Source organism: Afipia sp. P52-10 (assembly GCF_000516555.1).
Taxonomy (GTDB): Bacteria; Pseudomonadota; Alphaproteobacteria; order Rhizobiales; family Xanthobacteraceae; genus P52-10.
This window is the reverse complement of record NZ_AZSJ01000003.1, coordinates 1,098,142-1,116,069: the sequence shown is the minus strand read 5'-3', so window position 1 is coordinate 1,116,069 and position 17,928 is coordinate 1,098,142. Positions and strand designations below refer to the sequence as shown.

The 17,928-nt window shown below is 63.2% G+C and carries 17 protein-coding genes; 11 read left to right on the top strand and 6 right to left on the bottom strand.

The genetic code is table 11. The annotated features are described in order from the left end of the window. Nucleotides 1-73: 73 nt before the first annotated feature. Together X566_RS06570 and X566_RS06565 are read right to left on the bottom strand one after the other, a co-directional pair. Complete coding sequence (locus tag X566_RS06570) at nt 74-574, bottom strand: pilus assembly protein N-terminal domain-containing protein (protein WP_081740084.1); 501 nt, start codon at nt 572-574, stop codon at nt 74-76. A gap of 102 nt (nt 575-676) precedes the next feature. Beyond that, nucleotides 677-1,525: a sterol desaturase family protein gene (locus X566_RS06565; protein ID WP_034468099.1), complete on the bottom strand. Its 849-nt coding sequence runs from the start codon at nt 1,523-1,525 to the stop codon at nt 677-679. Between the two features lie 302 nt (nt 1,526-1,827). Here X566_RS06565 and X566_RS24260 point away from each other — a divergent pair, with 302 nt between their 5' ends. From X566_RS24260 to X566_RS06525, 9 genes are all read left to right on the top strand, one after another. Continuing rightward, nucleotides 1,828-1,992, top strand: a complete 165-nt coding sequence (locus tag X566_RS24260; RefSeq protein WP_081740083.1) for a Flp family type IVb pilin — start codon at nt 1,828-1,830, stop codon at nt 1,990-1,992. A 201-nt stretch (nt 1,993-2,193) separates the two neighbouring features. Beyond that, a complete protein-coding gene (locus tag X566_RS06560; RefSeq protein ID WP_034464583.1) occupies nt 2,194-2,715 on the top strand; it encodes a prepilin peptidase in 522 nt (173 codons plus the stop codon). Nucleotides 2,716-2,879: 164 nt separating this feature from the next. Continuing rightward, on the top strand, nt 2,880-3,677 hold the full coding sequence (gene cpaB, locus X566_RS06555; RefSeq protein ID WP_034468097.1) for a Flp pilus assembly protein CpaB: 798 nt from the start codon (nt 2,880-2,882) through the stop codon (nt 3,675-3,677). A gap of 17 nt (nt 3,678-3,694) precedes the next feature. Further along, nucleotides 3,695-5,155 (top strand): type II and III secretion system protein family protein, encoded by a 1,461-nt coding sequence (locus X566_RS06550; RefSeq protein WP_034464580.1) that lies wholly within the window; start codon nt 3,695-3,697, stop codon nt 5,153-5,155. 17 nt (nt 5,156-5,172) lie between these two features. Then, nucleotides 5,173-5,916, top strand: a complete 744-nt coding sequence (locus X566_RS06545) for a CpaD family pilus assembly protein (protein WP_051443915.1) — start codon at nt 5,173-5,175, stop codon at nt 5,914-5,916. Beyond that, the gene (locus X566_RS06540; protein WP_034464579.1) at nt 5,913-7,181 is read left to right on the top strand and encodes an AAA family ATPase; all 1,269 of its coding nucleotides are present in this window, start codon (nt 5,913-5,915) and stop codon (nt 7,179-7,181) included. Before X566_RS06545 ends, X566_RS06540 begins: the two co-directional genes overlap by 4 nt. Before the next feature lie 21 nt (nt 7,182-7,202). After that, nucleotides 7,203-8,660: a CpaF family protein gene (locus X566_RS06535; RefSeq protein WP_034464577.1), complete on the top strand. Its 1,458-nt coding sequence runs from the start codon at nt 7,203-7,205 to the stop codon at nt 8,658-8,660. Continuing rightward, nucleotides 8,657-9,631 (top strand): type II secretion system F family protein, encoded by a 975-nt coding sequence (locus tag X566_RS06530; RefSeq protein WP_034464576.1) that lies wholly within the window; start codon nt 8,657-8,659, stop codon nt 9,629-9,631. Before X566_RS06535 ends, X566_RS06530 begins: the two co-directional genes overlap by 4 nt. Nucleotides 9,632-9,638: 7 nt before the next feature. Further along, nucleotides 9,639-10,613: a type II secretion system F family protein gene (locus X566_RS06525; RefSeq protein WP_034464574.1), complete on the top strand. Its 975-nt coding sequence runs from the start codon at nt 9,639-9,641 to the stop codon at nt 10,611-10,613. Between the two features lie 30 nt (nt 10,614-10,643). Here the strand turns inward: X566_RS06525 and X566_RS06520 are convergent, their stop codons facing one another. Then, entirely contained in the window at nt 10,644-11,456 is an 813-nt protein-coding gene (locus tag X566_RS06520) for a tetratricopeptide repeat protein (RefSeq protein WP_034464572.1), read from the bottom strand. 153 nt (nt 11,457-11,609) lie between these two features. On the opposite strand from X566_RS06520, the gene X566_RS06515 reads away from it, so the two are divergent. Then, the gene (locus tag X566_RS06515) at nt 11,610-12,992 is read left to right on the top strand and encodes a M17 family metallopeptidase (RefSeq protein ID WP_034464571.1); all 1,383 of its coding nucleotides are present in this window, start codon (nt 11,610-11,612) and stop codon (nt 12,990-12,992) included. Beyond that, the gene (locus tag X566_RS06510) at nt 12,985-13,890 is read left to right on the top strand and encodes an NlpC/P60 family protein (RefSeq protein WP_034464570.1); all 906 of its coding nucleotides are present in this window, start codon (nt 12,985-12,987) and stop codon (nt 13,888-13,890) included. The genes X566_RS06515 and X566_RS06510 overlap by 8 nt, the downstream gene beginning before the upstream one ends. Before the next feature lie 2 nt (nt 13,891-13,892). Here X566_RS06510 and X566_RS06505 read toward each other — a convergent pair whose 3' ends face one another. From X566_RS06505 to X566_RS06495, 3 genes are read right to left on the bottom strand one after another with little or no spacing between them, the layout of a single operon-like run. Continuing rightward, nucleotides 13,893-15,530, bottom strand: a complete 1,638-nt coding sequence (locus X566_RS06505; RefSeq protein WP_034464568.1) for an ABC transporter ATP-binding protein — start codon at nt 15,528-15,530, stop codon at nt 13,893-13,895. Nucleotides 15,531-15,535: 5 nt separating this feature from the next. Further along, nucleotides 15,536-16,738, bottom strand: coding sequence for an ABC transporter permease (locus tag X566_RS06500; RefSeq protein WP_051443914.1), 1,203 nt, complete (start codon nt 16,736-16,738; stop codon nt 15,536-15,538). Further along, a complete protein-coding gene (locus tag X566_RS06495) occupies nt 16,738-17,844 on the bottom strand; it encodes a microcin C ABC transporter permease YejB (RefSeq protein ID WP_034464565.1) in 1,107 nt (368 codons plus the stop codon). The genes X566_RS06500 and X566_RS06495 overlap by 1 nt, the downstream gene beginning before the upstream one ends. Nucleotides 17,845-17,928 lie beyond the last annotated feature (84 nt).

The window sequence follows — 17,928 nt, the reverse complement described above, 5'->3', positions numbered from 1 at the left end:
GAATTCTTGCGCCGGATTCCAACAATCCTGCCCGCCGCGTTAACCGGCTGGTAACGCTATTCCAGCCTGCGCGCTATTCCCTTTTCTCGGCGGCGGCAAGCCCCGCGGCTTGATTGGCGAGCGAGCCGCTTTGTCCAATGGTTGCGTTGAAGTAGGTGGGCGAGTCGCCGAGCATGACGCGTCTCTGGCAGGTGGGCGTGCAGCTATAGGACTCGCGCTCGACGCCGCGATAGACCGTCACCAGCTTGTCGTTAGGGGCTTCGACCTGGATGGTCCGGTCTACGAGAACGTCGCCGCGTCGGTCGAGCACCATCACGTTGGTCGAGCCGTAGCCTTTGCCCGTCACCACCATCATGCCGCCAGGTTGCAGGGAAACGTCAGCGATCAGCGGGTTTCCGACGACGATGGTAGCCACCTTCTCCGGCAGCTTGATCAGCTTGGCCTGGTCGACGGCGACGGCAATCGCTTCCAGTGCCGAGGCGTGTGACGAACTCAGAATAACGGCGAGGCCGAAGGCGGCCGCTCTTGCAATATCGATGATGCGCAACGCGCTGCGCGGAAACGACGCCAACATACTCTTACTCCGGGACGCGTAACATGCCGGCTCTGGAAACGCGGTGCCGGCGCCCGTGTGCTGAATCTGCCGTTAATTGATGAATGAACTGCAAATGGGGGTCTATTCGGCAGGCTCGAATCGCTGTTGGCGCAGGGGGTGTACGAGCTGGCCCGAGAAGCTGGAAGGCATGGTCGGATCGTCGGCGCCATATGCTGCAGGCAGCTTGCCTACCGGCATATAGAACGTGCCGAATATGATGTCCCAGATCGGGAAGGTCGAAGCGAAGTTGGTGTTGCCACCTTCCTGCAGACCCGTGTGATGCCAGCGGTGGAAAACGGGTGTGGCGACGACGTATTTGAGCGGACCGAGCGTCCAGTTCAGGTTGGCGTGAACGAACGCGGAGTAGAAGATATTGAACGGACCGAGCCAGATCATCACGTTCGGCGAGATGCCGGCCAGCAGCAACACGACGTCGACCAGTACGGTGCCGAGCAGCAGGTTCACGGGATGAAAGCGCGCGGCCGAGATCCAGTCGACGTCTTCCGAGGAGTGATGAATGGCATGATAGCGCCAGAGCGTCGTGTCGTGGAAGGTCCGGTGAATCCAGTAAAGTGCGAAGTCCGACACCACCAGGAACAGGACGGCCTGCAACCACAATGGCAGTTTCGAAAGCGGCCCGAAGCCATTTTCGAAGAAGGCGATGATCTGCTCTTCGCCGTGGACGTTGAAGATCAGTCCGGCGCCGATCACCAGCGAGCCGATGCGTACCATCCGGCCAAGCGTCGGAATGAAGAACCAGTAGACGATGTCGGTGACGAGTTCGCGCTTGCGCCACCATGGTAGGCCGGGATTGCAGGCCCAAAAGTGGTTAAGAACGGTGAAAACGATGGCGAGCACAATCGTAGACGGGATGACCTTCAATAAGGTCTCCCCGATCACTTGGACAAGGCCGAGAATCGTCTCGATCATTTTGGTCTCCGCTGCCAATGGATTCATACGGGCTTAATATTTAAGGCCCTCCTAAATGCGCGGGCCTTCGGTTGCCGAATAGCGATTATGGGTAGCGGCGGGATGCCGGCACTTTTATGGATTTCGCTAACGCTTCGCTAACCCTCGTCGCGAAGGTCGCGGCGACCCGAACTTTCTGCAATCGAATTAACTGCGCTGCAAGTCTCGAACAGTAGGGTTGCGTCATGGCCGGGTCGCCGGGGGACACTCCGGGTGAGGTCAAACAAGAATTCGACAGCCCCAGTGTTCAGATGGAGTTACCCATGAAGAATCTTCTCGCTCGGTTCGCGAAGGATGAGTCCGGTGCGACTGCGATCGAGTACGCGCTGATCGCCGCCGGCATCGGCATCGCGATCATCACCGCGGTCAACACGCTCGGCACCGCGATCTCCAACAAGTTCACGAGCATCACTACATCGCTCCGCTAAGCGGCAAAGTGCTTCGGGGCCTCCGTGAGAATATCCGGAGGCCTTTCTTCTTTTCGTGAGGCGCGATACGCGTTTGGCGGCTGCAGCGCGCCTGTGGCTGATGATTTTACGATTATTCACAAATCGCAGCTAAGCTGCCCTTTAAGAGTTGCCGGTCAATGCTGCCCGCTGAGGCCGCGATCTTCTCTCTGGTGAACAGCCATGACCCTCGATATCGTCCGGCTGATGCTCTTTCCCGCGTTGATGGTGTTTGCCGCGGTCAGTGACCTGTTCACGATGACGATCTCGAACAGAATTTCGCTGCTTCTGGTGGCGGGCTTCGCGTTGCTTGCGATCTTCGGCGGGATGAGCCTCGAAACGGTGGCGATGCACCTCGCCGCGGGCGGGCTCGTGCTGGTCGTGGCCTTCATCTGTTTCGCGTTCGGCTGGATCGGCGGAGGCGATGCGAAGCTGGCGGCTGCCACCGCGCTCTGGTTCGGCTTCGACTATCTGATGGTCTATCTCGCCTATGCGGCGGTCGCAGGCGGTGTGCTGACGCTGCTGATCCTGCAATTCCGAACCTGGCCACTGCCCAAGCCCCTGCTGTCGCAGGCATGGGCGCATCGCCTGCACGACCGCACGAGCGGCGTGCCTTATGGAATCGCGCTCGCGGCCGGCGCGCTGCTAATCTACCCGGAAACCGAGTGGATCAAGGCGATCGATATCAGCCACTTCATCGGTTAGGGCCCAGGATCCGCCGGGGATTCAACGGGTTCCGCGGCCTTGGAATCTGCCGGAAGGTTTCGTTAACGCGATTTAGATACGCCTCATTAACCATGCTTTGACCTTTAGCTGGTCAAATCCCATGACGGCGGATGCGCCGCAGCGTCATGTGGAAAGTGAAGCGTATGAATGCCGCCCGTGTCACAGTTCTGGCCATCGCGATCGGTGCGGGTGGTATCGCCGCGTACCTCGCCAGCGGCTCTGATCCAAAACCTGTGCTGCAGGCACCTGTCGCCAAGCTCGACACGATTGATGTGCTGGTGGCGCGATCAGACATTCCGCTTGGACAGGCCGTAAAACCTGACGACCTGCAGTGGCAGAGCTGGCCGGCGGGCACCATCAGCCCGAGCTTTATCCGGCGCGATCAACAAGGAAACGCCATCACCGATCTCACCGGGTCGATCGCGCGCTCGCCGTTCTTCGCAGGTGAACCCATTCGCGAGGTCAAGCTGGTCAAGGGCAACGGTTCGGGTTTCATGGCGGCGATCCTGCCGTCGGGGATGCGGGCGATCTCCACGGAGATTTCGCCGGAAACTGGAGCCGGCGGCTTCATCCTGCCCAATGATCGCGTCGACGTGATTCTGTCGCGCCGCGAGCGCAATCCCGACCGGACCTCCGGCGCCGCCGAGGTGGTCAACTCGGAGATCATCCTGAGCAACGTTCGCGTTCTCGCCATCGACCAGACGGTCGAGGAAAAGAACGGACAGAAGGTTGTGGTCGGGCGCACGGCGACGCTCGAACTGGCGCCGCAACAGGCGGAAGCGCTGGCGCGCGCCCGGCAAAGCGGAACACTGTCGCTGGCGCTGCGCAGCCTGGTCGATGCCAATGCACCGTCGGCAAACGTGGAAGAGCGTAGCAGCCGGCGCGACACGATTAACATTGTCCGGTTCGGCGTCTCGACAACAACGACGAGCCAGAAGTGATCGAGGGGATGGGTGGGATGACTCGGCGGTTGACGCTCCGCTCGCAACTGGCGCAGGCGGTCTGCGCGTTGTCGTTCATGGCCATGGCGGTCGTGGCGCTGACACCGGCCAATTCCCCGGCGATCGCCAGCGATTACCGGGCCGGTTCGCCGGCGCCGATCCAGGGCGCCACGCGCTTCCTGCCGCTCGGCATCGGCAAATCGGTGGTGATCGACCTGCCGCGCGAGATCAAAGACGTTCTGGTCGCCGATCCGAAGATCGCCAACGCCGTGGTCCGCTCGGCGCAACGCGCCTATATCATCGGTGCCGCGGTCGGTCAGACCAACATCTTCTTCTTCGATAGTGAGGGGCAGCAGATCGCCGCCTACGACATCGCCGTGACGCGCGACCTGAACGGCGTTCGCGCGGCGTTGAAGCAGGCTATGCCGAACGCGGACATTAGCATCGAAGGCGTCGGCGACGGCGTGGTGCTGTCCGGCGTCGTGAACAGCCCGGTCGATGCGCAGCAGGCTGCCGACCTTGCCGGACGACTGGTGGGCGATCCAGCCAAGGTCGTCAACGGTATCGTCGTGCGCGGCCGCGATCAGGTGATGCTGAAGGTGACGGTTGCGGAAGTGCAACGCGACGTCATCAAGCAGCTCGGCATCGATCTCAGCGGCTCGCTGAACATCGGAACGTCGGTGGTGAACTTCAACAATGCGAACCCGTTCTCGGTGAACGGCAAGGCATTGGTCGATTCGAATGCGATCACCGGCCAGTTCAAGTCCGTCAATGCGACGGTCCGGGCGATGGAGCGTGCCGGCGTGGTGCGAACCCTGGCCGAACCGAATCTCACGGCCATTTCCGGCGAGGCCGCAGCATTCGTCGCAGGCGGCGAGTTTCCGATCCCGAAAGGCTATACCTGCGATCCGGTGACGCGCAGCTGTTCGACCCAGGTCGATTTCAAGAAGTTCGGCATCACGTTGAATTTCACGCCGGTCGTGCTGACCGAAGGGCGGATCAGCCTGCGGGTGATGACGGAAGTGTCGGAGCTCTCCTCCGACAATTCCCTGCAACTCGCCCAGGCCGTCAGCCAGACGACGACGAACACGCTGACGATTCCCTCGATCCGGACCCGTCGCGCCGATACGACGGTGGAGATTCCGTCCGGTGGCTCGCTTGCCATGGCAGGCTTGATCCAGGAGCAGACCCGGGTCGCGCTGAACGGCTTGCCCGGCCTGATGCAGCTGCCGGTGCTCGGTACGCTGTTCAAGAGCCGCGACTACGTCAACCGTCAGACCGAACTGATGGTGCTGGTGACGCCTTACGTGGTGCGCGCCGTCGCGCAGAAGGATCTTTCGCGGCCGGATGATGGATTCGTCGACTCGTCCGATCCATCGTCGGTCATGACCGGTGCGATCAATCGGATCTATGGCGTGCCGGCGCATGTCGATCCGGTGAGGCAGCGCCGGAACGTCTTTGGTTTCATCACGGATTAGGCGGCAAGGGCACGCGCATGATACGTTTCACATTTGTCCCGGCCGTTGCGGTCCATGGCGGGCGATGGCTGCCGGCTCTGCTTCTGGCAGTGGCGCTCGGCGCCTGCACGCACACGAAGGAAGAGGTGGTGACCGGTGGCATTCCGACCGACTATCGCCAGCGGCATCCGATCGTCGTGCAGGAGGCGGATCGTACGATCGAGGTATTCGTCGGCACCGGCCGTGGCGGGTTGACCGCGCCGCAGCGGACCGACGTCATGGCCTATGCCCAGGCGTGGATGCAGGAGGGCACCGGCCCGCTGGTGGTCGAGGTGCCAACGGCGACGCCGAATGCCCGGGCGGCGCAGCAGTCGCTGCACGACATCCAGTCCATCGTCGCCTCGGCGGGAATTCCATCGCGTGGCGTCAGCGTGCGCCGTTATACGCCGGCTGATCCGCGGCAGTTTGCGACCATCAAGCTCAGCTATCCGCGCGTCACCGCCGATGCCGGCCCGTGCGGGCTCTGGCCGGAAGATCTCGGGCCTTCGTTCAAGAACGATATCTATCAGAACAACCGGCCATACTGGAATCTCGGTTGCGCGTCCCAGCGCAACCTGGCGGCGATGGTCGCCAATCCGGCCGATCTCGTGCAACCACGCCCCGAATCGCCGGGCTACACCGCGCGGCGGACCACCGTGCTCGGCAAGTACGCGAAGGGCGATTCGACAACCACGCAGTATCCTGATGTGGAACGCGGCAAGATCAGTGACGTCGGCAAATGATTAATTACGCGCGACAAACCAACGAGGCGGATGGCACCGGAACAACGGCGGCTGGCGAGGAGCATATCGCGCCGTCGCCGCGCGTGTCCGTGCAGGCCTTTTGCGAGACGGTTGAGACGGCTGCGTCGGTCCAGTCGGCCGGTGAGGATCGGCGGCTGGCGAAAGCGCATCTGAAGATCCAGATGGGCGGCATGACGGCGGCGATCGAAGCCTATCGCAACGCTCCGACGCCGAATGTGATCATTCTGGAGACGGAAGGCCGCGGGGATATCCTTGCAGGCCTCGATCAACTGGCTACGGTTTGCGACGCCGGCACCCGCGTCATCGTCGTCGGACGCATGAATGATGTCATGCTTTACCGTGAGTTGGTTCGCCGCGGGGTCAGCGATTATGTGATCGCTCCGGTGGCGCCGATCGATCTCGTTCGCGCCATATGCGGCCTGTTCTCGACGCCTGAGGCCAAGCCGGTGGGCCGACTGATCGCGGTGACCGGCGCCAAGGGCGGCGTCGGCGCATCGACGATCGCCCACAACATCGCTTGGGCCATCGCTCGCGACCTGTCGCTCGATTCCGTGGTGGTCGATCTGGATCTCGCGTTCGGCACCGCAGGGCTCGACTACAATCAAGACCCGGTGCAGGGCATCGCCGATGCGGTGTTCTCGCCGGACCGGATCGACACGGCGTTCATCGACCGCCTGCTTTCGAAATGCACCGATCATCTCAGTTTGCTGGCGGCCCCGGCGACGCTCGACCGCGTCTACGACTTCGGGGCCGAGGCGTTCGACTCCGTGTTCGATACCCTGCGCTCATCGGTGCCGTGCATCGTGCTCGATGTGCCGCACCAGTGGTCCGGCTGGACCAAGCGCGCGCTGGTGGCCGCCGATGACATCCTGATCGTCGCGGCGCCGGACCTGGCGAACCTGCGCAACACCAAGAACCTGTTCGATCTGCTCAAGGCGGCGCGGCCGAACGACCGCGCGCCGCTGTATTGCGTCAACCAAGTCGGCGTGCCGAAGCGGCCGGAGATCAAGATCGGAGAATTCTCGAGAGCGATCGAGAGCGAACCGGTGGCGATCATTCCGTTCGAGCCGCAGCTGTTCGGTCTCGCCTCGAACAACGGCCAGATGATCGAAGAGATCGCATCGAAGCACAAGGTGACCGAGCTGTTCCTGCAGATCGCCCAGCGCTTGACCGGCCGTGCCGAGGCGAAGAAGCCGCGCAACTCTCTGCTGTCGCCATTCTTTGGGAAGTTGCTCGCCAGATAGTCTTTCGCGTGGAGTATCGTCGTGTTCGGTAAGCGTAGCGCATCGGAAACGGAAACCAGGCTGCTCAAGCCGGTCGCCAGCGAGCCTGCGCCCGCGCGCCTGCCGACCGAGCCGATTGCGGCGCCACCGATCGCGCCTGTCCGGTCCGCTCCGCCGCCCCAGCGCGAGGTGCGCCGCTCCGAGAACTACTACCAGATTAAGGGAACGGTCTTCGGCGCGCTGATCGAGGCGATCGATCTCGCTCAGCTCGCGAAGCTCGACGGCGAGTCCGCGCGGGAGGAAATCCGCGATATCGTCAACGAGATCATCGCGATCAAGAACATCGTCATGTCGATCGCCGAGCAGGAAGAGCTGCTCGACGATATCTGCAATGACGTTCTCGGCTATGGCCCGCTCGAACCGCTGCTGTCGCGCGACGATATCGCCGACATCATGGTCAACGGGGCCGACACCGTCTACATCGAGGTCGCTGGCAAGATCCAGCGGACAGGCATCCGCTTCCGCGACAACCAGCAGCTGTTGAACATCTGCCAGCGGATTGTCAGCCAAGTCGGCCGGCGTGTCGATGAATCCTCGCCGATCTGCGACGCGCGGCTGGCGGATGGTTCGCGTGTCAATGCGATCGTGCCGCCGTTGGCGCTCGACGGGCCGGTGCTGACGATCCGCAAGTTCAAACGTGACAAGCTGACCCTCGATCAACTCGTCAGGTTCGGCGCCATCAGCAACGAGGGCGCCGAGATCCTCAAGATCATCGGCCGGGTCCGCTGCAATGTTCTGATCTCCGGCGGCACCGGCTCGGGAAAGACCACGCTGCTGAACTGCCTCACGAACTACATCGATGAGGACGAGCGCATCATCACCTGCGAGGACGCGGCGGAACTGCAGTTGCAGCAACCGCATACGGTGCGCCTGGAAACGCGGCCACCGAATCTCGAGGGCGAAGGCCAGATCACCATGCGCGATCTGGTGAAGAACTGTCTGCGCATGCGCCCTGAACGGATCATCGTCGGCGAAGTGCGCGGACCGGAGGCATTTGACCTGCTGCAGGCCATGAACACCGGTCACGACGGTTCGATGGGCACGCTGCACGCCAATAGCCCGCGCGAGGCGCTGTCGCGATGCGAATCGATGATCACGATGGGTGGCTATTCGCTGCCGTCGCGGACCATTCGGGAGATGATCTGTGCCTCCGTCGACGTGGTGATCCAGGTTTCACGCCTGCGCGATGGCTCACGCCGCATCACCCACATCACCGAAGTCATGGGGATGGAAGGCGATACGATCGTGACGCAGGATCTGTTCGTGTACGACCTGCTCGGCGAAGACACGAGCGGCAAGATCCTGGGACGACATCGCTCGAACGGCATCGGCCGGCCCCGGTTTTGGGAGCGGGCGCGTTACTACGGCGAGGAGAAGCGGCTCGCGGCCGCGCTCGACGCCGGTGAGCTTCCCGCCAGCGAGCGCGTGGGCCTGCGATGACGATGCAAGCGTTCTCGGTGGCCTTCATGGCGGCGGTCGCGATCGGCGGCCTGGCCTGGGTGTTCCTGTATCCGATCCTGTCCGGCGAGCGGCAGGCCGAGCAGCGGCGCGCGGCCTTCGCGAAGTCCGAGCCGGTCGCCCGTCGCGCTGACCGCGTGCAGCGATCGCGCCGGCAGCAGGTCGAAGAGTCACTCAAGGAGGTCGAGGAGCGGCACAAGCAGTCGAAGAACATTCCGATCGCCACGCGTATCGCGCAGGCCGGGCTGAGCTGGAGTAAGCAGCAGTTCGTCATCGGGTCGGTGGTCTTCGGGGTGTCGATGCTGCTGTTGGCGCTCTTGCTCGGCGCTGGATTTCTGCCGGCTCTTGGTTTCGGATTTGCCGCGGGTTTCGGGCTTCCGCGCTGGTTGCTTGGTTACCTGAAGAATCGCCGCGAGCGGCTGTTCCTCGAAGGGCTGCCCGACGCAGTCGATATCATCGTGCGCGGCATCAAGGCTGGCCTGCCGCTGTTCGATTCCATCAAGGTCGTTGCCGCGGACGCGCGGGAGCCGGTTCGCAGCGAATTCGCAGCCATCGTCGAGACGCAGGCGATCGGCATGCCGATCGGCGAGGCCTGCAGCCGTCTCTACGAACGGATGCCGGTCCCGGAGGCAAACTTCTTCGGCATCGTCGTATCGATCCAGCAGAAGGCCGGCGGCAATCTATCCGAGGCGCTTGGCAATCTGTCGAAGGTGCTGCGCGATCGCAAGAAGATGCGGGCTAAGATCAAGGCGATGTCGATGGAGGCGAAGGCGTCGGCCGCCATCATCGGCTCGATGCCGCCAGCCATTATGGGCATCGTCTACATCACCAATCCGTCATACATCGAGCTCCTTTGGACGACGTCGCCCGGCCGCCTGATGCTGGCCGCGAGTGCCGTGTGGATGACGATCGGCGTCCTCGTCATGAAGAAAATGATCAACTTCGATTTCTGAGCTGCCGATGATCGATGCTCTGATAGACACGCTGCATGATACGCGTCTGATGACGATGTTCTTCGCTGCCATTGCAGTGGGGGCGACCGTCTTTACGCTGATCTCGCCGCTGTTCGTCACCGATGGCCTCAGCAAGCGCATGCGTGCGGTGGCCGACGAGCGGGAGCGGCTCCGCCAGCGCGAGCGGGATCGCCTGAACCGCACTGAGAAGGTCTCGTTGCGGCAGACGCCGAAGCAGGTCGTGCAGAAGGTCGTCGAGGACTTCAATCTCGGCAAATGGCTGGCGCAGGAGGCGGCGCGGGAAAAGCTGCTGCAGGCCGGCTTTCGCGGACAAGCTCCCTACGTCACGTTCCTGTTCTTTCGCCTGGTGACGCCGATCGTCGCCCTGCTGGCGACGGTCATCTACGTCTTCCTGATCGCGAATATGACTCAGGGACTGGGCGTCAAGCTGCTGATCTGCATCGTCGCGGCCTATCTCGGCATGCAGGCGCCGATGATCTATCTGAAGAATGCGATCAAGAAGCGCCAGCTCTCGATCAAGCGTGCGTTCCCCGATGCGCTCGATCTGTTGCTGATCTGCGTGGAATCCGGCATGTCGGTGGAGCTTGCCTTCCGCAAGGTGGCGAGCGAGATCGGCACGCAATCGGTTCCGCTCGCCGAGGAGTTCACCCTGACGACGGCCGAGCTGTCGTATCTGTCGGACCGCAAGATCGCTTACGAGAACCTGCAGATGCGCACCGGCCTCGACGGCGTGAAATCCGTCTGCATGGCGCTGGCGCAGTCCGAGCGATATGGCACGCCGCTTGGGGCGACGTTGCGCGTCATGGCGCAGGAAAATCGCGATGCGCGCATGACGGAGGCGGAGAAGAAGGCCGCCGCATTGCCGCCGATGCTGACGGTGCCGATGGTGCTGTTCTTCCTGCCGGTGCTCTTCGTCGTGATCCTCGGACCGACCGGCATTCGCATCGCCAACACCTGGTAAGGCGCTTGGCGGCGCCGATGATAACGCCCGTCAGGTGCGGGAGGCGGGCCCGGCCTCGGCTCTGCGGCTGCGCGGCTGCTCCGGGCTGCCGCGCAGCATTTCTTTCAGAGAGCTGACGCTTTCGGCGGCTTCGTCAGGAGGCAGGCCGGCGGTGATGATGGTTTCCGCTTCGGCCATACGCCCTTGCAGGCCGACGACCAGCGCCAGGTTCTGCCGGACGCGCGCGTCGCCCTTGGCGACGGTCTGCGCCCGGCGAAGCGCGTCTTCCGCCTGCGGCAGCTGCTTCGAGAGCACATAGGACATGCCGAGATTCGACAACACCGACGGCTCATCCGGCTTGATCTTCAGAGCATTTGCGTAATAGCGCCGAGCGTCTTCATGGCGGCCGAGCCGGTCCAGCGCAGTTCCCTGCACCGAGAGAATGTGCCAATCGGGATTGTCGGGCGTATGCGCGCGGGTCAGCGTGTCGAAGCCCTGCTGGTAGCTGCCGTTGTCAACCAAGGCGCGGCCATATGCGGCCAGCAGCGCGCGGTTCTCGGAATGGGTGATCGCGGCCTGTTCCAGGACGGCGACGGACTGCGCGCGCTGTCCGGTCGCGCGCAGCGCAAGACCATACTGCAAGGCGACGTTCGGATCCTTCGGGTTGGCGCGGTGACGCTCGCCATAGATCTCGACCGCCCTGCGCCAGTCGGCGTCCGACTGCGGAGCGGGCGCCGATGCCGTCGCGCTGGTCGAGCCGGTGATGTCCTTGAGGGCCAGGCTGGAGCAGCCGGCGGCGCTCAGGCCAGCCATCGCCAGAACGCTTGCGGTGGCAACGAAGCGGATAGGGGATCGACCGCGCATGGGGCGTTGACTCATCTGCGTCCGCGGACACAGGCGGACGGTGAGAGCAATAGACTGTTAACCCTAATGTCTGGTTAACTGCTTGGTATCCCGCCGCGGGTACTCTGTTCCCCGCTCTAGGCGCAAACCCCTCTGGTCTCGTATAGAAACAGCATGCATCCGATCTTCGATGTCTCTTCGGCAGCCCAGGCGACGCCGATCACCTTTGTCACCAAATCGACGCTTGATGACGTCGTCGGCGGACTGAACGCTTCGGCGCGAACCTTCGTCAGATCGAGTGGCTTCGCCGCCAAGCCCGGACAGTGTTTGCTGATGCCGTCGTCCACGGGCGACATCGAGGGCGTGCTGTTCGGCCTGGAAGATGCAGCGAGTCGTTGGAAAGATCCTTTTCGCCCCGGTCAATTGCCAGGCTTGCTGCCGCGCGGCACCTATCGCTTTGCGAACGCGCCGCACGATACGCGTCTCGCCGTGCTCGCCTTCGCGCTCGGTAGCTATCGCTTCGCGCGGTACCGCAAGGCGGATAAGCCGGAGGTGACGCTCGCGCTGTCGAATGACGTCGACGGCGCAGAGCTGTCGCGGGTGGTGGAGGCGGCAACGCTGGCGCGCGATCTCATCAACACGCCGGCCAACGATATGGGTCCGGAGGAACTCGAGGCGGCAGCGCGGGCGATCGCGGATCGCTATGGCGCGGCCTTCTCCAGCATCGTCGGCGACGATCTGCTGAAGCAGAATTTCCCGCTCGTGCATGCGGTTGGCAAGGCTTCGACGCGTGCGCCGCGGCTGATCGACTTCACCTGGGGAGATGCGAAGCATCCGAAGGTGACGCTGGTCGGCAAGGGTGTCTGCTTCGACACCGGCGGGGTCGATCTGAAGCCGTCGAGCGGCATGCTGATCATGAAGAAGGACATGGGCGGCGCCGCCAACGTGCTGGCGCTGGGGCAGATGATCATGGACGCGAAGCTGAAGCTGCGCTTGCGCGTGCTGATCCCGGCGGTTGAAAATTCGGTCGCCGGCAATGCGTTCCGGCCGCTCGACGTCTATCCCTCGCGCAAGGGGCAGACGGTCGAGATCGGCAACACCGACGCCGAAGGCCGTCTCGTGCTGGCGGATGCACTGGCGCTCGCCGATGAAGAGAAGCCCGATATGTTGATCGATCTCGGCACGCTGACGGGGGCGGCGCGCGTGGCGCTGGGGCCGGAACTGCCGCCATTTTATACCCGTGACGATGCGCTGGCGGCCGATGTCGCCCGCTGTGCGCAGTCGGAGCACGATCCGCTATGGCGGCTGCCGCTGTGGGCGCCTTACGATGCATGGCTCGATTCCAAGGTCGCCGATATCAACAACGCGCCATCCGGTGGTTTTGCCGGCTCGATCACCTGCGCCCTGTTCCTCGGCCGTTTCGTCGAGCCGACGACGCCGTGGCTGCATGTCGACATCTATGGCTGGACGCCGTCGGCGAAGCCGGGACGGCCGGAGGGCGGTGAATGCCAGGCGGCGCGTGCGATTTTCAAGCTTCTGGACGAGCGCTATGGCTGAGGCGAGAACGGCTGATGTGAAACCCGATCCGCGCCTGACGCCTGCGCGTGGCGACATCGCAGCCAGCCACCTTCGCGGTCAGGTCGCGGCCGGACGTTTTGTCGACGGCGAAACGTTCGAGGTGATCGATCCGGTCGCGCCTATGCGGCGCGCGCCGTCGCATGATGCCGCGCTGGATACGGAGTTGCTCAAGGGCGAGCGGGTAACGATCTACGATCGCAACGAAGAGGGCTGGTCGTGGGGACAGGCGGACGGTGACGGCTATGTCGGCTGGCTGCCGGATGCCGCGCTGGTGCGCCCGCGCAGCACGCCGACTCACCGTGTCTCGGCGCTGCGGACGTTCGCGTTTCCCGGTCCATCGATCAAGCTGCCGCCGGCGGAGCAGCTTCCGCTCGGGGCCGCGGTCCAGATCGTCGGCGACGATGGGACGTTTGCGATCACCAATCAGCGGCATTACCTGCCGCGGCAGCACGTCGAGACGTTGCCGACGTTCGAGCGCGATTTCGTCGGCGTCGCCGAGCGTTTCGTCGGTACGCCCTATCTCTGGGGCGGCAAGACCAGCTTCGGCATCGATTGCTCGGGATTGGTGCAGATATCGCTCGCCGCCTGCGGAGTCGCGGCACCGCGCGACAGCGACATGCAGCAGCGTCAGGCGGGTGAACCACTGGCGGCGGCGGACGCCGAGAATCTGCGTCGGGGTGACTTGATCTTCTGGAAGGGCCATGTGGCGATCGTGCGCGATCCAGCGACGATCGTACACGCCAACGCCTTTCACATGAGCGTGGCGATCGAGCCGATCGCCGTGGCGCGCGCGCGTATTCTTGCGGCGACGGGCGCCGATATCGTTGCGATCCGACGGCTTGTGCAGCCGCCGGTGGATCAAGCCCTCAGCAACTAAGGCTATTGCGAGACGATGTCGACTGGCGCCGTCTCCATGCGGAAGGCGGCGGCGAACAGCGCGCGGGTGTAGTCGTCCTTCGGGTTGCTGAAGATGTCGGCGGCGGGGCCTTCCTCGACCACCTTGCCGTGACGCATCACAATCAGGTGGCTTGCGAGCGATGCCACCACGCGCAGGTCATGCGAGATGAAGACGTAGGTCAGGTCGTTCTTGCGCTGCAAGTCGCGCAACAGATCGACCATCTGCGCCTGGAACAGCATGTCGAGGGCGCTGGTTGGCTCGTCGAGCACGATGAAATTCGGCTCCAGCACCACGGCACGGGCAATGCTGATGCGCTGGCGTTGGCCGCCGGAGAATTCGTGCGGGTAGCGGAATCGCGTCGCCGGATCAAGGCCGACCGAGTCCAGCGCCTTGATTACGCGCTGTTCGCGCTTCTCGCTGGAGAGCTTCGGCTGATGCACACTCAAGCCTTCGGCAATGATGTCGCCGACCGACATGCGCGGGCTGAGCGAGCCGAACGGATCCTGGAAAACGATCTGCATGTCGCGGCGGATCGGCAGCATCTCCTTGAAGCGCAGGCCCTGAATGTCGCGTCCGAGGAAGACGATCGGGCCGTTCGAGGAGATCAACCGCAGCAGCGCCAGGCCGAGCGTGGTCTTGCCGGAGCCGGATTCGCCGACGACACCGAGCGTTTCGCCCTTGCGCACGGCGATGCTGACTCCGTCGACGGCCTTGATCTGACCGACCGTGCGGCGGAAGAAGCCGCGCTTGATCGGAAACCAGACCTTCAAATCGTCGGCCGACATCACCACCTGTTCGTCGGGGCGAGGCGGCGCCGGGTCCGGCTTCGGCTCGGCGGCGAGCAGCGCGCGCGTGTAAGGATGCTGTGGTGCCGTGAAGACCTGCTCGACCGGTCCCTGTTCGACGATCTTGCCTTTGTTCATCACGCACACCACGTCGGCGATGCGGCGGACGATGCCGAGGTCATGAGTGATGAACAACAGGCTCATGCCGAGCCGCTTACGGATGTCGCCAAGCAGCGCGAGGATTTGCGCCTGCACGGTCACATCGAGAGCGGTAGTCGGCTCGTCGGCAATTAGCAGGTCGGGCTGGTTGGCCAGCGCCATGGCAATCATCACGCGCTGGCGCTGTCCGCCGGAAAGCTGGTGCGGATAGGAGCCGAGCCGCTGCTCCGGATCGCGGATGCCGACTTGCGTCAGCAGTTCCAGGATCCGATCCTTCGCCGCCTGTCCGCGCACGCCGCCGTGCAACTGCAGGATTTCGCCGATCTGCTGCTCGATCGTATGCAGCGGATTGAGCGAGGTCATCGGCTCCTGGAAGATGATCGAGATGTCGTTGCCGCGCAGGCCGCGCAGCGCGCGCTCGTCGAGCTGCAGGATCTCGCGGCCCTTGAAACGGATCTGGCCGGTCGGGTGATGCGCGGTCGGGTAGGGCAGCAGCTTCAGCACCGAGAGCGCGCTGACCGACTTGCCGGAGCCGGATTCGCCGACCAGTGCCACGCATTGGCCCTTGTCGATCTTGAACGAGATCCGATCGACCGCGATGGAATCCCGCTCACCCTGGCGGAAGGCGACCGACAGGTCGTGGACATCGAGAAGCGGGTTTGCGGTTGCGTCCATCGGGCTTACCTGAACGTCTTGCGCGGATCGAAAGCGTCGCGCACGGCTTCGCCGATGAAGATCAGCAGCGACAGCATGATCGCCACCGAGAAGAAGCCGGTGAAGCCGAGCCACGGCGCCTGCACGTTGGCTTTGCCTTGCGATAGCATCTCTCCCAGAGAGGGTGAGCCGGGCGGCAGGCCGAAGCCGAGAAAATCGAGCGCGGTCAGCGTCATCACCGAGGAGGAGACGATGAACGGCAGGAACGTCATGGTCGCCACCATGGCGTTCGGCAACAGGTGACGGAACATGATGACGCGGTTGGAGACGCCGAGTGCGCGCGCTGCCTGGATATATTCGAAGTTGCGGCCGCGCAAGAACTCCGCGCGTACCAGGCCGACCAGCGACACCCACGAGAACAGCAGCAGGATTCCGAGCAGGACGAAGAAGCCCGGCACCAGCACCGAGGATAGGATCAGCAGCAGGTAAAGCGAGGGGATCGCGGTCCAGATTTCGATCAGGCGCTGGAAGGTCAGATCGATCCAGCCGCCGAAATATCCCTGCACACCGCCGGCGGCAACGCCGATGATCGAGGAGATGATCGTCAGCGTCAGCCCGAACAGCACCGAGATGCGGAAGCCGTAGATCAGCCGTGCTACCACGTCCCGTCCCTGATCGTCGGTGCCGAGCCAGTTGTATTCGAGATCGCGGCAGCCCGTCAGTCCCTTGCGTTCGACCACCGGCTTGCACTGCTCCTCAGTGAGCAGCCATGTCGGCTTCGAGGGTGCCGGCGTCGGCAGATCGAGGTTGTGGGTGTTGTAGGAATAGCGGATCGGCGGCCAGATGATGGTGCCGCCCTTGTCTGCGATCAGCTTCTGCAGATAGGGATCGCGATAATCGGCGGCGGTTTCGAAGTCGCCGCCGAAGGTGGTTTCCGAATAGCTGATGAAGGTCGGCCAGAAGAACTTGCCGTCATACCTGATGAACAGCGGTCGGTCGTTGGCGATGAGTTCGGCGAACAACGAGATGACGAACAGGAAGCCGAAGATCCAAAGCGACCAGTAGCCGCGGCGGTTCGCCTTGAAGTTCTGCCAGCGCCGCCGGTTCAGCGGCGACAGCAGCGCGCTGTGCTGCGAGGGCGGAACCGCTTCGCCCAACGGAGACGCGGCCGTGGTTTCGATCGGCGTCTGGACGCGCGCCTGGCGCGTGGCTTGATCGGTGGCAGCCATCAGACCTCGCGCGCCTCGAAATCGATCCGCGGATCGACCCACATATAGGTGAGATCGGCGATCAGGTTCACGACAAGGCCGATCAGCGAGAAGATGAACAAGGTGCCGAACACCACCGGATAGTCGCGGTTCAGGACACTTTCAAAGCCAAGCAGGCCGAGGCCGTCGAGCGAGAAGATGGTTTCGATCAGCAGCGAGCCGGAGAAGAACGCGTGGATGAAGGCGGAGGGGAATCCTGCGATGACGATCAGCATGGCGTTGCGGAAGATGTGACCGTACAGCACGCGCGTCTCGCTGCAGCCCTTGGCGCGCGCGGTCATCACGTACTGCTTGCGGATTTCGTCCAGGAATGAGTTCTTGGTCAGCAGCGTCATGGTGGCGAAGGCGCCGAGCGCCATCGACACCAGCGGCAGCGTCAGGTGCCAGAAGTAGTCCGCGATCTGTGCGTACCACGGCATCTGCCAGAATCCTTCCGACGTCAGGCCGCGCAGGGGGAAGATGTTGAAGAACGAGCCGCCGGCGAACAGGATGATCAGCAGAATCGCGAACAGGAAGCCGGGAATTGCAAAGCCGATGATGATGACGCCCGAGGTCCAGACGTCGAAACGGGAGCCGTCCCGGACCGCCTTGCGAATGCCGAGCGGAATCGAGATCAGATAGGTCAACAGCGTCATCCAGATGCCGAGCGACATCGAGACGGGAAGTTTCTCCTTGATGAGCTGCACGACGCTGACATCGCGGAAATAGCTCTTGCCGAAATCGAAGCGCGCATAGTTCGACAGCATCAGCAGGAAACGCTCGGGCGCCGGTTTGTCGAAACCGAACTGTCGTTCCAGGCTCTTGATGAACTCCGGGTCGAGCCCCTGCGCGCCGCGATATTTCGCGTTGACGCCGTCTGCGGCCGCGGTCGGATTGTTGCGGGCGAAATCGCCGCCGGAGGAACCGGAAATGCGAGAGCTTGCGCCGGTGTCCGAGCCGGTGAGCTGCGCGATCACCCGTTCGACCGGCCCGCCGGGTGCGAACTGCACGACGATGAAGGAGACGAGCATGATGCCGAGCAGGGTCGGTATCATCAGGAGTAATCGTCGGGCGATGTAGGCTGTCATCGGTCGGCGATCCTACAGCAGGATGGTAACAAAGTGGAAACGGGCGCCCGTTTCGCGCGCCATGGATTGGCGTTCGTTCGCGGA